The 16,839-nt window shown below is 70.4% G+C and carries 13 protein-coding genes and 1 tRNA gene; 11 read left to right on the top strand and 3 right to left on the bottom strand.

Features of this window, described 5'->3' with window-relative positions:
* Nucleotides 1-29: 29 nt before the first annotated feature.
* The 8 genes from AMK10_RS08720 (at nucleotide 30) to glmS (ending at nucleotide 9,602) form a co-directional block, all read left to right on the top strand.
* Entirely contained in the window at nucleotides 30-1,058 is a 1,029-nt protein-coding gene (locus AMK10_RS08720) for an ABC transporter substrate-binding protein (RefSeq protein ID WP_073746657.1), read from the top strand.
* Between the two features lie 94 nt (nucleotides 1,059-1,152).
* On the top strand, nucleotides 1,153-2,004 hold the full coding sequence (locus AMK10_RS08715; protein ID WP_073746655.1) for a siderophore-interacting protein: 852 nt from the start codon (nucleotides 1,153-1,155) through the stop codon (nucleotides 2,002-2,004).
* 167 nt (nucleotides 2,005-2,171) lie between these two features.
* The gene (locus AMK10_RS08710) at nucleotides 2,172-3,620 is read left to right on the top strand and encodes a pyridoxal phosphate-dependent decarboxylase family protein (RefSeq protein ID WP_073746653.1); all 1,449 of its coding nucleotides are present in this window, start codon (nucleotides 2,172-2,174) and stop codon (nucleotides 3,618-3,620) included.
* Nucleotides 3,604-4,890 carry a lysine N(6)-hydroxylase/L-ornithine N(5)-oxygenase family protein gene (locus AMK10_RS08705; protein WP_073746651.1) on the top strand — a complete coding sequence of 429 codons (1,287 nt, stop codon included), beginning with the start codon at nucleotides 3,604-3,606 and terminating at the stop codon, nucleotides 4,888-4,890. Before AMK10_RS08710 ends, AMK10_RS08705 begins: the two co-directional genes overlap by 17 nt.
* Entirely contained in the window at nucleotides 4,887-5,462 is a 576-nt protein-coding gene (locus AMK10_RS08700; RefSeq protein WP_073746649.1) for a GNAT family N-acetyltransferase, read from the top strand. The genes AMK10_RS08705 and AMK10_RS08700 overlap by 4 nt, the downstream gene beginning before the upstream one ends.
* Nucleotides 5,459-7,240 carry an IucA/IucC family protein gene (locus tag AMK10_RS08695; RefSeq protein ID WP_073746647.1) on the top strand — a complete coding sequence of 594 codons (1,782 nt, stop codon included), beginning with the start codon at nucleotides 5,459-5,461 and terminating at the stop codon, nucleotides 7,238-7,240. The genes AMK10_RS08700 and AMK10_RS08695 overlap by 4 nt, the downstream gene beginning before the upstream one ends.
* 200 nt (nucleotides 7,241-7,440) lie before the next feature.
* On the top strand, nucleotides 7,441-7,716 hold the full coding sequence (locus AMK10_RS08690; protein ID WP_073746645.1) for a hypothetical protein: 276 nt from the start codon (nucleotides 7,441-7,443) through the stop codon (nucleotides 7,714-7,716).
* A gap of 56 nt (nucleotides 7,717-7,772) precedes the next feature.
* A complete protein-coding gene (gene glmS / locus AMK10_RS08685) occupies nucleotides 7,773-9,602 on the top strand; it encodes a glutamine--fructose-6-phosphate transaminase (isomerizing) (protein ID WP_073746643.1) in 1,830 nt (609 codons plus the stop codon).
* Nucleotides 9,603-9,674: 72 nt separating this feature from the next.
* Here the strand turns inward: glmS and AMK10_RS08680 are convergent, their stop codons facing one another.
* On the bottom strand, nucleotides 9,675-10,196 hold the full coding sequence (locus AMK10_RS08680; protein WP_073746641.1) for a universal stress protein: 522 nt from the start codon (nucleotides 10,194-10,196) through the stop codon (nucleotides 9,675-9,677).
* An 833-nt stretch (nucleotides 10,197-11,029) separates the two neighbouring features.
* Here AMK10_RS08680 and AMK10_RS08675 point away from each other — a divergent pair.
* The 3 genes from AMK10_RS08675 (at nucleotide 11,030) to AMK10_RS08665 (ending at nucleotide 13,078) form a co-directional block, all read left to right on the top strand.
* Entirely contained in the window at nucleotides 11,030-12,262 is a 1,233-nt protein-coding gene (locus tag AMK10_RS08675) for a helix-turn-helix domain-containing protein (protein WP_073746639.1), read from the top strand.
* Between the two features lie 10 nt (nucleotides 12,263-12,272).
* On the top strand, nucleotides 12,273-12,878 hold the full coding sequence (gene orn / locus AMK10_RS08670; RefSeq protein WP_073748000.1) for an oligoribonuclease: 606 nt from the start codon (nucleotides 12,273-12,275) through the stop codon (nucleotides 12,876-12,878).
* 127 nt (nucleotides 12,879-13,005) lie between these two features.
* Nucleotides 13,006-13,078, top strand: a tRNA-His gene (locus AMK10_RS08665).
* A gap of 234 nt (nucleotides 13,079-13,312) precedes the next feature.
* On the opposite strand, the gene AMK10_RS08660 is transcribed toward AMK10_RS08665, so the two are convergent.
* Entirely contained in the window at nucleotides 13,313-15,364 is a 2,052-nt protein-coding gene (locus AMK10_RS08660) for a TerD family protein (protein WP_073747999.1), read from the bottom strand.
* A 256-nt stretch (nucleotides 15,365-15,620) separates the two neighbouring features.
* Nucleotides 15,621-16,667 (bottom strand): LacI family DNA-binding transcriptional regulator, encoded by a 1,047-nt coding sequence (locus AMK10_RS08655; protein WP_073746637.1) that lies wholly within the window; start codon nucleotides 16,665-16,667, stop codon nucleotides 15,621-15,623.
* Nucleotides 16,668-16,839 lie beyond the last annotated feature (172 nt).

Raw genomic sequence — 16,839 nt, 5'->3', positions numbered from 1 at the left:
CTGCGGCGCGTACGAAAGCAGATCCACTGATGTCCAACCTCCGGACCAGCCCACTCTCCCGCCGCGGCCTGCTGGCCGCCGGTGGCGCCGTCGGTCTCGGTGCCGTCCTCGCAGCCTGCGGTGACAGCGACGAGAAGAACTCCGACTCGGGTACGGGTGCGGAGAAAACCGGCCCCTGGTCGTTCAAGGACGACCGCGGCCAGACGGCGAAGGCCGACTCCGTCCCGAAGAACATCGTGGCGTTCGTCGGTGTCGCCGCCGCGCTCCACGACTACGGCGTCGAGGTCAAGGGCGTCTTCGGCCCGACGAAGACCGCGGACGGCAAGGCCGACGTGCAGGCCGGCGACCTGGACATCGACAAGGTCGAGGTGCTCGGCAACGTCTGGGGCGAGTTCAACGTCGAGAAGTACACCGGCCTCGCGCCGGAGCTCCTCGTCACCGCCATGTGGGAGAAGGACGCCCTCTGGTACGTGCCGGACCAGTCCAAGGACAAGATCCTGAAGCTGGCCCCGAGCGTCGCCCTGTGGGCCGCGCAGACCACCGTCCCCAAGGCGATCCAGCGCCACGAGGACCTCGCGGCCTCCCTCGGCGCCGACGTGAAGGCCAAGAAGGTCACCGACGCCAAGGCCGCCTTCGAGAAGGCCGCCGCCCGGCTGCGCGCCGCCGCGAAGTCCCAGCCGAACATCAAGGTCCTGATCGGCTCGGCCAGCCAGGACCTGTTCTACGTCTCGCTCGCGAAGATGTCGGCCGACACCCTGTACTTCCAGGAGCTCGGCGTGCAGTTCGTGGAGCCGAAGATCAAGGAAGGCGCCTTCTTCGAGGAGCTGAGCTGGGAGAACGTCGGCAAGCACGACGCCGACATCATCATGATGGACAACCGCTCCTCGGCCCTCCAGCCGGACGCCCTGACCTCCAAGCCCACCTGGGCCCAGCTGCCCGCCGTCAAGGCCGGCCAGGTCATCCCGCGCACGACGGAGCCGATCTACTCCTACGACAAGTGCGCGCCGATCCTCGACGCCCTCGCCGAGGCGATAGAGAACGCCAAGAAGGTCGGCTGACCTCGGGCCCGGCCGGGAGCGACTCCCGGCCGGGCCGTTCCGGTTGGGGAGCGACTCCCGGCCGGACCGTTCCGGTTCCTGGGAGGAGCCCCGCATGACCACCGCCGCCGCACCCGCCGTCGCCCCCTTCCGGTTCTTCGGCCTGACGGTCCTGCGGGTCCGCCGGCTGAGCCCCTCCATGCAGCGGGTCACCTTCACAGGGCCCGGACTGGACGGCTTCGCCGCGGGCGGCCGGGACCAGAGCCTCTCGCTGTTCCTGCCGCAGCCGGGCGAGCGGGAGCCCTTCGTCCCCGTGGACGAGGACGGCAACTGGTTCGACGCCTGGCGGGCCACGCCCGAGGACGTACGGGCCGTCATGCGGGCCTACACGGTGCGCTCCCAGCGCCGTGCCGACGACGGCACCACCGAGATCGACATCGACTTCGCCCTGCACGGCGACGGCGGACCCGCGTGCCGCTGGGCGGCGGACGCCGCCCCCGGACAACTACTCAAGGCCCTGGGCCCGGCCGTCGAGGACAACGCGTCCGTACGGTTCCGCCCGCCGCGGGACACCGACTGGGTGCTGATCTGGGCCGACGAGACGGCCCTGCCCGCCGCGTCGGCCGCGCTGGAGTGGCTCCCCGCCGGGACACGGGCCAGGGTCTTCCTGGAGGTCCCGCACACCGGGGACCGCCAGGACCTCCGCACCGGCGCCGACGCCCGCGTCACCTGGCTGGTGCGCGAGGAGGGTGCCCCCTCGGCCGTGGAAGCCGTGCGCGCCGCCGAACTGCCCGACGGCACCCCGTACGTCTGGATCGCCGGCGAGTCCTCCCAGGTACGGGCGCTGCGCCGGCATGTCGTCCAGGAGCGGAAGTTCGACCGCCGGCGGGTCACCTTCATCGGCTACTGGCGGCGCGGGATGAGCGAGGAGCAGCTGCGGGAGGAGGCGTCGCGGGCGTCCGAGTGACGCACCTGCGGGTCTTGTGAGGTTCCTGTGACGGACCCTCCGGGGGGCGAGGGGCGCCGATTTAGTCAGGTTAGGCTTACCTAACCTAATGATCGCGGCCCCTCGTCCCCCCATTTTTCCGCCCGGAGGGCCGCGACCGACGTCCCTCACCCGGGAGGCCCCCCACCATGCGTTCCCACCTGCTCAACCACCTGACGGCGGAGGACTACCGTCGCTCCGTCACCGAGGGAGTCGCGCGGGTCGCAGCCACACTCGCCTCCGTCGAGCAGCCGTTCAGCGGCGTCGGCGTCGACCGGCTCGCGCCCGTCGTCGACGCCGTCGACCTGGACCGGCCGCTCGGCGACACGGCCGCCGCCCTGGACGAACTCTCGGAGGTCTACCTCCGCGACGCCGTCTACTTCCACCACCCCCGCTATCTCGCCCACCTCAACTGCCCCGTGGTCATCCCCGCGGTGGTGGGCGAGGCCGTGCTCTCGGCCGTCAACTCCTCCCTGGACACCTGGGACCAGAGCGCGGGCGGCACGCTCATCGAGCGCAGACTGATCGACTGGACGGCCGGCCGCATCGGACTGGGACCCGCGGCGGACGGTGTCTTCACCAGCGGCGGTACGCAGTCCAACCTCCAGGCCCTCCTGCTCGCCCGGGAGGAGGCCAAGGTCCGCCCCGAGGACTTCTCCCGGCTGCGTGTCTTCGCCTCGGAGTGCAGCCACTTCAGCGTCCAGAAGTCGGCGAAACTCCTCGGCCTCGGCGCCGATGCCGTCGTCGCGGTCCCCGTCGACCGCGAGAAGCGCATGCAGACCGTCGCGCTGGCCGCCGCCCTGGAACGCTGCGTCGCCGAGGGCTCCGTGCCGATGGCGGTCGTCGCCACCGCGGGCACCACCGACTTCGGCTCCATCGACCCGCTGCCCGGGATCGCCGCGCTCTGCGAGCAGTACGCGGCCTGGATGCACGTCGACGCCGCCTACGGCTGCGGACTGCTCGCCTCCCCCACCCGCCGGTCCCTGCTCGACGGCATCGAGCGCGCCGACTCGGTCACCGTGGACTACCACAAGTCCTTCTTCCAGCCCGTGAGTTCGTCCGCCGTACTGGTCCGCGACCGAGCCACCCTGCGCCATGCGACGTACCACGCGGAGTACCTCAATCCGCGGCGGACGGTCCGGGAGCGCATCCCCAACCAGGTGGACAAGTCCCTCCAGACCACGCGGAGGTTCGACGCGCTCAAGCTGTGGATGACGCTGCGCGTCATGGGCGCGGACGGCGTCGGCGAGCTCTTCGACGAGGTCTGCGAACTGGCCGCCGAGGGGTGGCGGCTGCTGGCCGCCGACCCACGCTACGACGTCGTCGTGGAGCCCCGGCTCTCCACCCTGGTGTTCCGCTACGTCCCGGCGCACGTGACCTCGCCCGAGGACATCGACCGCGCCAACCTCCACGCCCGCAAGGCCCTCTTCGCCTCGGGCGAGGCCGTGGTCGCGGGCACCGAGGTCGGCAGCCGCCAGTACCTGAAGTTCACCCTGCTCAACCCCGAGACGACCGCGGCCGACATCGCCGCCGTCCTCGATCTGATCGCCGGCCACGCCGAGCAGTACCTGGGAGAGTCCCTTGAACGCGCTTCCTGAGCCCCCCACCGCCCCGTACGACTTCATCGGGATCGGGCTCGGTCCGTTCAACCTCGGACTCGCCTGCCTGACCGAGCCCGTCGAGGAGCTGAACGGGGTGTTCCTGGAGTCCAAGCCGGACTTCGAGTGGCACTCGGGGATGTTCCTCGAAGGGGCCCATCTCCAGACGCCGTTCATGTCGGACCTGGTGACGATGGCCGACCCGACCTCGCCGTACTCCTTCCTCAACTACCTGAAGGAGCGGGGCAGGCTCTACTCGTTCTACATCCGGGAGAACTTCTATCCGCTGCGGACCGAGTACAACGACTACTGCCGGTGGGCGGCGGCCGGACTAACCAGTATCCGTTTCAACCAAACCGTACAGTCGGTTACCTACGACGAGGGCGACGGCCTGTACACGGCGCACACCGCCGACGGCACCTTCCGCGCCCGCCATCTCGTCCTGGGCACCGGCACCCCGCCGTACATCCCGGAGGCCTGCGAGGGCCTGGGCGGCGACTACCTGCACAACTCCCGCTATCTCCAGGAGAAGGCGGCGCTCCAGGCCAAGAAGTCCATCACCCTGGTGGGCAGCGGACAGAGCGCGGCGGAGATCTACCACGACCTGCTCTCCGAGATCGACGTCCACGGCTACCGGCTGAACTGGGTGACGCGCTCGCCCCGCTTCTTCCCGCTGGAGTACACCAAGCTCACGCTGGAGATGACCTCGCCGGAGTACGTGGACTACTTCCACGCCCTGCCCGAGGACACCCGCTACCGGCTGGAGTCCGGCCAGAAGGGCCTGTTCAAGGGCATCGACGGCGAGCTGATCGACGCCATCTTCGACCTGCTCTACCAGAAGAACCTGCCGGGCCCCGTGCCCACCCGCCTGCTCACCAACTCGGCGCTGCGCAGCGTGCGGTACGAGGAGTCGTCGGGGACGTACACGCTGGGCCTGCGCCAGGAGGAGCAGGAGCGGGACTACGAGCTCGACAGCGAGGGCCTGATCCTGGCCACCGGCTACCGCTACACCGCTCCGGCCTTCCTGGAGCCGGTCACCGACCGCATCCGGTACGACGGCCGGGGCCGCTTCGACGTGGCCCGCAACTACAGCATCGACACCACCGGCCGCGGGATCTTCCTCCAGAACGCCGGGGTGCACACCCACTCGATCACCTCGCCCGACCTGGGCATGGGTGCCTACCGCAACGCTTACATCATCGGCGAACTGCTCGGCCGTGAGTACTACCCGGTCGAGAAGTCCGTCGCCTTCCAGGAGTTCGCAGTATGACCGGCACGACCCCCCTCGGGACGTTCTCCGTCCGCCCCCTGGACCTCTCCCCCGGCACACCGGGCCGCAGGTCCGACACCGAGCTGGTGCACCGCTGGGTCACCCACCCCAGGTCGGCCTTCTGGATGATGGGCGACGCACGGCCGGAGGACGTCGAGCGGGAGTACAGGGCGATAGCCGCCCACCCGCACCACGACGCCTTCATCGGGCTGCACGACGGTGAGCCCGCCTTCCTGATGGAGCGCTACGACCCCACCGAGGTCGAGCTCAAGGGACTGTACGAGGCGGAGCCCGGCGACGTCGGGATGCACTTCCTGGTCGCGCCGCCCCGGACCCCGGTGCACGGCTTCACCCTGGCGGTGATCACCGCCGTGATGGAGACGCTGTTCGCCGATCCCTCGGTGCGCAGAGTCGTCGTCGAACCCGACGTCACCAACACCGCGGTGCAGACGCTGAACAAGGCCGTCGGCTTCGAGGCGATCCGCGAGATCGCCAAGCCGGAGAAGAACGCCCTGCTCAGCACCTGCACCCGCGAGCAGTTCGAGGCCGCGACCACTGGAGCCCGCCGATGACCACCCACCCCGCACCCGACAGCGTCGGCCACCTCACCCCGGAGCGCTGGGCCGTCGCCAACCGGCTGCTGATCCGCAAGGCGCTGGCGGAGTTCTCCCACGAGCGCCTGCTGACGCCGGAGCCGCTGGAGGAGGGCCGCTACCGCGTGCGCGGCGACGACGGGGCGGTCGAGTACCGCTTCGCCGCGCGCCGCTTCGCGCTGGACCACTGGCAGGTCGGCGCCGCGTCGATCACCCGGCACCGGCACGGCTCGGAGCTGCCCCTGGACGCCCTGGAGTTCTTCATCGAGCTCCGGGCCACCCTGGGTCTCTCGGCGGAGATCCTTCCGGTGTATCTGGAGGAGATCTCCTCCACCCTGGCCGGAACCGCGTACAAGCGGACCAAGGAACCGACCACCGCCGCCGAACTCGCCGTGGCCGGTTTCCAGGCCATCGAGACGGGCATGACCGAGGGTCACCCCTGCTTTGTCGCCAACAACGGGCGGCTCGGCTTCGGGGTCGACGAGTATCGCGCCTACGCCCCCGAGGCGGCGGCCGGAATCAGGCTGGTCTGGCTGGCCGCCCGGCGCGATCGCGCCACCTTCACGGCGGGCGCCGGACTGGACTACCCCTCGCTGATCGCCGGTGAGCTCGGCGAGCAGGCCCTCGCCGTGTTCGCCGGGCGGATGCGTGACCTCGGGCTGGACCTCGACGACTACCTGCTGATCCCGGTCCATCCCTGGCAGTGGTGGAACAAGCTCGCCGTCACCTTCGCCGGCGAGCTGGCGCAGCGGCACCTGGTCTGCCTGGGCGAGGGCGAGGACGCCTATCTGGCCCAGCAGTCGATCCGGACGTTCTTCAACGCCGACCACCCGGAGAAGCACTACGTCAAGACGGCGCTGTCCGTGCTGAACATGGGCTTCATGCGAGGGCTCTCGGCGGCGTACATGGAGGCCACGCCCGCGATCAACGACTGGCTGGCCGGTCTGATCGAGCGCGACGAGCTGCTGCGCGCCGCCGGTTTCTCGATCATCCGGGAGCGGGCGGCGATCGGCTACCGCCACCAGGCCTACGAGGCGGCGACGGCCAAGGGGTCCCCCTATCTGAAGATGCTCGCCGCGCTCTGGCGTGAGAGCCCGGTCCCCTCCCTGGCCGAGGGCGAGCGGCTCGCCACGATGGCCTCGCTGCTCCACACCGACGACGGGGGCCGCTCACTGGCGGGCGCCCTGATCGCCGAGTCGGGGCTGGAACCGGCGGACTGGCTACGGCGCTATCTGGACGCCTATCTCGTGCCGGTGCTGCACAGCTTCTACGCGTACGACCTGGTGTTCATGCCGCACGGCGAGAACGTGATCCTGGTGATCGAGGACGGGGTCGTGCGGCGCACGGTCTTCAAGGACATCGCCGAGGAGATCGCGGTCATGGACCCGGACGCGGTGCTGCCGCCCCAGGTCGAGCGGATCCGCGCCGAGGTGCCCGAGGACATGAAGCTGCTGTCGGTCCTCACCGACGTCTTCGACTGCTTCCTCCGCTTCCTGGGGGCGGATCTCGCCACGGAAGGGGTTCTGGAGGAGGACGTCTTCTGGCGGACGGTCGCCGAGTGCGTCAGGGGCTATCAGGACTCCGTGCCGTACCTCTCGGACAAGTTCGAGCAGTACGACATGTTCACGGAGGAGTTCGCGCTGTCCTGCCTGAACCGGCTCCAGCTGCGGAACAACCAGCAGATGGTCGACCTGGAGGACCCCGCGGGCGCCCTCCAGCTGACCGGCACGCTGCGGAACCCGATCGCGGACCACTGAGCCCGGCCGTCCGGCCCCGCGCCCTTCCCGGCGGGGCCGGACGCGGGAGCCCGTCCGGCGGGCTCCGGACAGGGCCGGATTCCGGGTCCGGATGAGAATCTAACGGGTAAATCCGGCATACGACCCCCTCCGGATGAGATTTCTGCCCGATTTCGGGCAGATTTCTTGCGAAGCGGGCCCGCTCCACGCAATATCGACGAGTGCTCGAACACCGCCCCACGCATGACGACCTCATCGACCACCTCGTTCGCTCCACCGCGCTCCAGCGCGGCGAGGCCGCCAGGGTGATCCTCGACGTGCTGGCGTACTTCGACGAGACGACCGAGGACTTCGTCCGGCGCCGCCACCGCGAACTGCAGTCGGGCGGCCTGGTGAACACGGAGATCTTCGAGCGGATCGCGGCCGAGCTGCCGCACCGCGCGGTGGCGCCGCAGGAGCTCTCGCTCCGCCAGCTGCGCCGCATCGTCTACGGCTGAGCTCCACGGGCAGGGCACCGAACACTTTTGTACGTCGACGGAGGGGCAGAAAATCCATGTGCGGGATCGTCGGTTACATCGGCAGGCGTGACGTCGCTCCGCTGCTGCTGGAGGGCCTGCAGCGGCTGGAGTACCGGGGCTACGACTCCGCGGGCATCGTCATCACGGGCAAGGCCGCCGCGGGCAGGCCGGGCGTGCTGAAGACGGTCAAGGCCAAGGGCCGCGTCCGCGACCTGGAGGCCCGGGTACCCAAGCGCTTCGCCGGCACCACCGGGATCGCCCACACCCGCTGGGCCACCCACGGCGCCCCGAGCGACGAGAACGCCCACCCGCACCTGGACGCGGAGAACAAGGTCGCCGTCGTCCACAACGGCATCATCGACAACGCCTCCGAGCTGCGCGCCAAGCTGGTCGCCGACGGCATCGAGTTCCTCTCGGAGACCGACACCGAGGTGCTCGTCCACCTGATCGCCCGTGCGCAGGCCGGCACGCTGGAGGAGAAGGTCCGCGAGGCGCTGAAGCTGGTCGAGGGCACGTACGGCATCGCCGTCCTGCACGCCGACTTCAACGACCGCATCGTCGTCGCCCGCAACGGCTCCCCCGTCGTGCTCGGCATCGGCGAGAAGGAGATGTTCGTCGCCTCCGACGTGGCCGCCCTGGTCGCGCACACCCGCCAGATCGTCACGCTGGACGACGGCGAGATGGCCACCCTGAAGGCCGACGACTTCCGTACGTACACCACGGAGGGCTCGACCACGACGGCCACGCCGACCACCGTGGAGTGGGAGGCCGAGTCGTACGACATGGGCGGCCACGACACGTACATGCACAAGGAGATCTCCGAGCAGGCCGACGCCGTGGACCGCGTGCTGCGCGGCCGCATCGACGACCGCTTCTCCACCGTGCACCTGGGCGGCCTGAACCTGGACGCCCGCGAGGCCCGCGGGGTCCGCCGGATCAAGATCCTGGGCTGCGGCACCTCGTACCACGCGGGTCTGATCGGCGCCGGCCTCATCGAGGAGCTGGCCCGCATCCCCGCGGACGCCGAACCCGCGTCCGAGTTCCGCTACCGCAACCCGGTCGTGGACCCCGACACCCTGTACGTCGCCGTGTCGCAGTCCGGCGAGACCTACGACGTGCTGGCCGCGGTGCAGGAGCTCAAGCGCAAGGGCGCGCGCGTCCTGGGCGTCGTCAACGTCGTCGGCTCGGCGATCGCCCGCGAGGCGGACGGCGGCATGTACGTCCACGCCGGCCCCGAGGTCTGCGTCGTGTCCACCAAGTGCTTCACCAACACCGTGGTGGCCTTCGCGCTGCTCGCCCTGCACCTGGGCCGCATCCGCGACCTCTCGGTCTCCGACGGCAAGCGGATCATCGAGGGCCTGCGCAAGCTGCCCGAGCAGATCGGCCGGATCCTCGAGTCCGAGGACGAGATCAAGAAGCTGGCCGAGGAGTACGCGGGCGCGCAGTCGATGATGTTCATCGGCCGTGTGCGGGGCTACCCCGTCGCGCTGGAGGCCTCCCTGAAGCTCAAGGAGATCTCCTACATCCACGCCGAGGCCTACCCCGCCTCCGAGCTCAAGCACGGTCCGCTCGCGCTCATCGAGCCGGCGCTCCCCACGGTCGCGATCGTCCCCGACGACGACCTGCTGGAGAAGAACCGCGCGGCGCTGGAGGAGATCAAGGCGCGCAGCGGCCGCATCCTCGCCGTCGCGCACCGCGAGCAGGAGAAGGCCGACCACACGATCGTGGTCCCGAAGAACGAGAACGAGCTGGACCCGATCCTGATGGGCATCCCGCTCCAGCTCCTCGCCTACCACACGGCGCTGGCCATGGGCCGTGACATCGACAAGCCGCGGAACCTCGCGAAGTCGGTCACCGTCGAGTAGCCGGCACCCCCGCCCGGCCCCGGGCGGGCGCACCAAAGGCCCCTGACGGCTCGTCAGGGGCCTTTCGGGGTCTCAGGGGATGACGATGACGGGACGCTGCGCCCGTCGCGCGAGACGGCCGGCCACGGACCCGAAGATGCGGCCCACGATGCCGTGCGTCGAGCCGACGACGATCGCGTCGGCCGAATACTCCCGGCCGACCTCCTCCAGCTCGTGGCAGATGTCCCCGCCGCGCTCCACCAGCACCCAGGGGACCTCGGCGAGATAGTCCGCGCACGCCAGCTCCAGGCCGAGGACCTCGGTGCGGTGATCGGGGACGTCGACGAAGACGGGGGGCTCACAGCCCGCCCAGACCGTGGTCGGCAGCCGGTTGGCCACGTGGACGATGATCAGCCCGGAGCTGTGCCGACTCGCCATCCCGATGGCATAGGCGAGGGCCCGTTCACTGGACATGGAGCCGTCGAAGCCGACCACGACTCCGTGCCGGAAGGCCGGATCGCAGGAAGGGCGCGATTCTGCGACCGCCTGCGGTTCCGACCCGGGGTCGGCTACCTGCTTGCGGTCTGCGGGTTCAGGGATTTCGTGACCGGCCATCGGTGTCTCGGCGAAGAGAGTCCTCGTGAGGAGGGAGCGATTTGGAGGTGTGCCTTCGAGCGGTGGAGCTGTGTCCGGGAAACATCTTCCCAACCCCCTACCCCCAAGGGTACGGCGCCACTCCTCCACTGCCCAGCCCTCGCACAGCGCATGCGGCGATGGAGGGAGCATGCCGGAGACCGCCCCATATGGCAATGCCGGTTGCGTCGTACATCCAGCTGGTGGACCCTCTGACGGGTACCGGTCACACCCCCGCCCGATCCTCACGGCGGCGCGCCCGGGACGGCTGAATGCGCCACCCGCCCCTCCCCCGCATCCTGGAACCGGGGGCGTCACACCCCGCCATCGCACGATCGCGCTTCGTTCATCTCCGGTGGCCGGGCCGTCTCCCGAGACCCGAGGGGCGCATGGAAGCTCCTGGGAAATGGGGTCGTGCGCCGGTGGCATGACCGGATTACACGCACGCAACCATCGGTTTTGAGCCAACTTCTGCCCCACCCCCCTGTCTTGGCCAAACAGGCACTCAACCCACGTGCCACCAGGCAGGAATAGACCGCGCGGTACGCTTTGACCCTATGGGGACGGGCCATGATCACGAGGCGCACTTCCCTGCGGGCCCCGCGGGTGGAACGCTTCGTGATCGAACGCTTCGCGCCACGTTGCCTTGTCGACATAGCGCCGGTGGGGGAACGTGTCACGGCGGCACCACGGAACGCAGTAGATTCGATCTTGAGTCGAGGACTGGGGACGTGTGCGAGACCAAGGGGAAACGTGCAGGAGCGACAGGCCCGTAGGGACCAGGAAGACGCGAACACCGAGGGGGGCTTAGCGTCATGAGCCAGGACTCCGCCACCGCAACGGAGGCCGCACGGAAACTGACCGGGCGGCGACGCCGGGAAGTCGTAGCCGTACTGCTGTTCAGTGGCGGCCCTATCTTCGAGAGCTCCATTCCGCTCTCAGTTTTCGGAATCGACCGGCAGGACGCGGGAGTTCCGCGCTACCGCCTGCTGGTCTGCGGAGGCGAGGAAGGACCGCTGCGCACCACGGGCGGCCTCGAACTCAGCGCGCCGTACGGCCTGGAGGCGATCAGCAGGGCCGGCACCGTCGTGGTGCCCGCCTGGCGGTCCATCACCTCCCCGCCGCCCGCCGAGGCCCTGGACGCGCTGCGCCGGGCCCACGAGGAGGGCGCCCGCATCGTAGGACTGTGCACGGGGGCCTTCGTCCTCGCGGCCGCGGGGCTGCTGGACGGCCGCCCGGCCACCACGCACTGGATGTACGCACCGACGCTGGCCAAGCGCTATCCGTCGGTGCACGTCGATCCGCGTGAGCTCTTCGTCGACGACGGCGACGTGCTCACCTCGGCCGGCACGGCGGCAGGAATCGATCTCTGCCTCCACATAGTCCGTACCGACCACGGCACCGAGGCGGCCGGGGCGCTGGCCCGCCGGCTCGTCGTACCGCCGCGGCGCAGTGGCGGTCAGGAGCGCTACCTCGACAGGTCTTTACCCGAAGAGATCGGCTCCGACCCGCTCGCCGAGGTCGTGGCCTGGGCGCTGGAGCATCTCCACGAGCAGTTCGACGTGGAGACGCTGGCCGCGCGCGCCTACATGAGCAGGCGGACCTTCGACCGCAGGTTCCGCTCGCTCACGGGCAGCGCACCGCTCCAGTGGCTCATCACCCAGCGCGTGCTCCAGGCGCAGCGGCTCCTGGAGACCTCCGACTACTCGGTGGACGAGGTCGCGGGCCGCTGCGGCTTCCGCTCGCCGGTGGCGCTGCGCGGGCACTTCCGCCGCCAGCTGGGGTCCTCCCCCGCCGCGTACCGGGCCGCGTACCGGGCCCGCCGTCCGCAGGGCGGGGCGCTGGAGAGCGTCGGCGCGGTGCTGGAGACGTCCGTCCCGATCCAGGGCACGGCGACGAGCAGGCGGGCCGCCGCGGCGGCCTCCCCCGGCCCGTCCCCGGTCACGGCGGCGGCGCCTCCCGGAGGCCCGGCGGAGCGTCTCGGACCGGGTCCCGAGGCGTACGTCCCGGGGCGCCCGGCCCTGCCGGGACAGCGGAGCGCCCCGTAGGGTGGGGCGCATGAACGACCGCATGGTGTGGATCGACTGCGAGATGACCGGGCTCTCGCTGACGGACGACGCACTCATCGAGGTGGCCGCGCTGGTCACCGACTCGGAACTGAACGTGCTCGGTGAAGGGGTGGACATCGTGATCCGCCCGCCGGACGCGGCCCTGGAGACCATGCCCGAGGTGGTGCGGCAGATGCACACCGCCTCGGGCCTCCTCGACGAGCTGGCCGGGGGCACGACCCTGGCCGAGGCGGAGGAGCGTGTCCTGGACTACATCCGCGAGCACGTGAAGGAGCCGGGCAAGGCCCCGCTGTGCGGGAACTCGGTCGGCACCGACCGGGGCTTCCTCGCGCGGGACATGCCGTCGCTGGAGGGCTACCTCCACTACCGGATCGTCGATGTGTCCTCGGTCAAGGAGCTGGCCCGCCGCTGGTACCCGAGGGCGTACTTCAACAGTCCGGACAAGAACGGCAACCACCGGGCACTGGCCGACATCCGTGACTCCATCACGGAGCTGCGCTACTACCGGGACGCGGTCTTCGTGCCGCAGCCCGGCCCGGACTCGGCCCGCGCCAAGGAGATCGCGGCGCGCCACACGCCGGCCGCCGGACAGTAGTCGGAAGACGCGCTGGTCACGGGCCCTCCGGGGCCCGTGAACGGCTCCGGGAGAAGTGGGGCGCGAGCACCCTCCCGGACCCTGTACACTTTTTCTCGGCCGGTCAGTGAAACGACCGGACGACATGGTGGGTATAGCTCAGCTGGCAGAGCACCTGGTTGTGGTCCAGGATGTCGCGGGTTCAAGTCCCGTTACTCACCCTGAACGATCAAGGGCCGGTCCGTGAAAACGGATCGGCCCTTCTTCGTGCACCCGGTGACGGCCGCCTCGCGAGCGTGTCGGCCGTCACAGTGATCCGGGCCGCATGGACCGGCGGTCGCCGGGCAAGGGACCGTACAGGCCCTGCCGCGCTATCCCCCGACGCGGCAGGGCCCCCTGGCTCCGGCGAGGCCGGCGAGGGCCCTCCTCGGAGGCCGGGAGGGTCCCGTACGCCGTCAGCGGCCGTCCTCCGCGCCTCCTGCGGCCCGGCGGGCTCCCCGGGTCTCCAGCTGGGCGATCACCTGGCTGTGGAAGCGGTCCACCGCCTCGTCGACGCTGCGGATGAAGCCCGTCTCGGCGTTGCCCCGGCCGTTGCCCATGCCCTTGAACAGCGAGAGCCGGAAGCCGGTGATCTCCGCTCCGTCCTTCGGGAGGAGGTCCGCGGGTTCGGGGCGCAGCCGCTCCAGTGTTCCCCGGGGGCCCGCCCCCTCGGCCTCGACGAGCGTCTCGATGTGCAAGTCGGCCGGTGCGGAGGCGAGTTGGCGGATCAGCCGCTTGGCCCGGCTGAGCGGGTAGCCCTGGTCGGACGCCGGTACCTCGATCGACGTACGCAGCTTGCCCGTCCGGAGATCGGCGGCGATCGCCAGGACGCCGGGGGTTCCCTCGATGCGGAGCTCGGCGTCGAGCCGCCCCTGGGCGCAGAGCCGGTCGGCGAGATCGGCCCGGCGGGCGCGGGGGTCGGAGCCCCGCTTGGTGCGCTGGACGGGGAGCACCTTCTGTCCGAGCTCACCGCCGAGCCGCAGGCAGACCTGGCGGACGAGCCTCTCCCAGCTCTCGATGACCTCGGTGGCCCGGGGGTCACCCTGGCAGAGGGTCTCGTCGTCGATCCCCCTGCGGACGGGCACCCAGGCGGAGCCCATGTTCTGGAAGCCGTGACAGCCCGAGTGCTCGTGCTGGAGGTAGTGCAGAAGCTCCTGGAGCAGCCAGGCGTGCGCGGCGTTGCCCACTCCCTCGTGGCGGATCAGCATCTGGGCCTGGTGGGCCACTTCGGCCCAGGAGAGGTGCCAGAGGGCCACCTTGTGCTTGCGCCGGCCGTCGATCCTGACGTCCACCAGGGGGCTGCCTTCGAGCGCCACGTCGTTGGACAGGGTGATCACGGCCTCGTAGCCGCGCCGGGCGGCGATGTCCATGTACGCCTGCACCTGGTCCGGCTTGAGGGCGTTGCCGTTCGTCTTCGTCTCGACGAGCGCGGTCCACAGCTTGCCCGCCCGCTCGACCCGGACGACCCCGTCCGGCCGCCGGGGGGTGTCGCCGTGCGGCAGCGAGACCTCGGTGAACGTCTCCATCCGCCCCGCGGGCGCGCCGAAGCCGGCGGTGAGCCGACGGCCGAACTCCGGGACCTGGGTCATCACCGACAGCAGGACCGAGGTGGCGCGCGTCTCCCGCTCGCGGTCGTATCTGAGCGCGGAGACGGGGAAGAGCCTGGCCGTACGCCAGGTGTCGTTGTCGGCCAGCGACTTCTTCGCGGCCCTGGGGAGCGTGACCTTCTTCTTCGCGGTACGCGGCCGGGCGCTCGCCTTCGGCTCGGACCGGGTCGCCGGCGCGAGGGTCTTCGGCTGGGAGACGGGCGTGCGCGGGGAGGGGATGGTCGCCTCCCGTGCCGCGTCCTGTCGGGCGGGCGTCCGGCCGTCGGCCGCACCGGAGGCCGTCCGTGCGGCAGGCTCGGCGCCCTCCTCCTCGGCGTCGTCGTCGATGTCGACGCCGAAGTCCGTCGCCAGGCCGGCCAGCCCGGACGCGTAGCCCTGGCCGACGGCCCTGAACTTCCACTCGCCGCCGCGCCGGTAGAGCTCCCCGAAGATGAAGGCGCTCACGGCGCCCGCGTCCTCGATCGAGAACTGGACCAGGCTGTCGCCCGAGCTGTCCGCGAGTCTGAGATGGAGGTCGTTGAGGTCTCCGAAGCGGCTGCCGCCGTAACGGCTCGCCGCCACCACGATCTGCTCGACCTCCGGCGGTACGGCGTCGAGATCGAAGCTGATGCGGTCCTCGTTGCCGTCGGCCGTGGGGGTCTTACCGAGCAGCTGGACACTGCCGTTGCCCGCGACGGGGTTGTTGTAGAAGCAGAAGTCGGCGTCGCTGCGCACCTTGCCGTCGGCGTCCAGCAGCAGCACCGAGACGTCCGCGTCGCCCTCGCCCGTCGGGCTGCTCCAGCCCAGGCTGATCATCACGGACCCGACGTCGTCGCTCAGCGAGGCGAGAGAGATGTTCGCGCCCTTGACCATCTTCTGCATGCGGCCCCCCAGATGCACTGCCGGGCCAAAACGCACACGCGCGGCAGATCATTGCGTGACGTTGTGTGGTGCGTCACACATTCGCCGGACCTCGCGAACTGTATCGGCCGGGTAGGGGCGTCATGGAGGAAATGTGAAATCTTCGCTCACTGTGCGTATGGCCTCGGGGCCTCTCCGTGCGCACCCCCGGAGGGCCTGCCCGTGAGCCCCTCCGGAGCCTTCGTACGCCTTTCCGGGGCCACTCCCCGCACGCCCGTCAGGACGACTCCCGCACCACCAGTTCCGTCGGCAGCACGATCCTCGGGCGCTCCTGGGTGCCGTCGCCCGAGGAGCGGTTCGCGATCTCCTGGAGGAGGACGCGGGTCATCGTGCGGCCCATCTCCTCGATCGGCTGGCGCACGCTCGTCAGGGGCGGGTCCATGTGGCGGGCCACGGCCGAGTCGTCGAAGCCGATCAGGGCCACGTCGTCCGGGATGCGGCGGCCGGACTCGCGCAGGACCTGGCGGGCGCCCGCCGCCATCACGTCGGACGCGGCGAAGACCGCGTCCACGTCGGGGCGGCGCTCCAGCAGCTCCCGCATCGCGCGGGCGCCGCCCTCCTCGCTGAAGTCCGCGGGGGCGATCAGCCGCTCGTCGGGGTCGAGACCGGCCGCGGCGACGGCCTTGCGGTAGCCGTCGAGACGGCGCTGCGCGCCGTAGACGTCGAGGCGGCCGGTGATCGTGGCGATCGAGCGGCGGCCTCGCGATATGAAGTGGTCGACGGCCGCGCGGGCGCCCTCGAAGTTGTCCGAGTCGACCGAGGGAAGGGTCTCCGCCGCGTGCCTGCGACCGCTGATCACCGAGGGCATGCCGAGCTGTTCGAGGAGATCGGGCAGCGGGTCGTCCGCGTGGACGGAGACCAGGAGCACCCCGTCGACGCGGTGCGCGGTCAGATACTGCGCGAGCCGACGGCGCTCGCGGTCGTTGCCCGCGAGGGTCAGCAGCAGCTGCATCTCGGTGTCGGCGAGAGCCGCCCCGACGCCCCGGACGATGTCGGAGAAGTACGGTTCGGCGAAGAACCTGGTCTCGGACTCGGGCACGACGAGCGCGATGGCGTCCGTCCGGTTACCGGCGAGCGCACGTGCCGCGCGGTTCGGCACGTATCCCAGCTCGGCGACGGCCGCCTCGACGGCCTCCCTCGTCTGTGCGCTCACGCGGGGCGAGCCGTTGATGACGCGGGAAGCCGTGCCCCGCCCCACTCCGGCCCGGGCCGCTACCTCTTCGAGCGTGGGCCGCCCGCCACTCCGTACTCGCGCTGCCGCCATGGCTGCCTCCCGTTCGCGGTCAATTTCTCACAGCGGGTTGACCAAACCAAGTCCCGCTGTCCGATCCCTTGACACTTGTCCGGACCGAGCGGTCCCTCCGCAGCGCCACAACTCTTGGGAGCGCTCCCAAGCCTACGGGTCAAGTATGACGATTGAGTGAGAGGGCATGAAA

This window comes from Streptomyces sp. CB02058 (genome assembly GCF_001905505.1).
In the GTDB taxonomy this organism is placed as follows: domain Bacteria; phylum Actinomycetota; class Actinomycetes; order Streptomycetales; family Streptomycetaceae; genus Streptomyces.
This window is presented reverse-complemented; position numbering and strand designations above follow the sequence as displayed.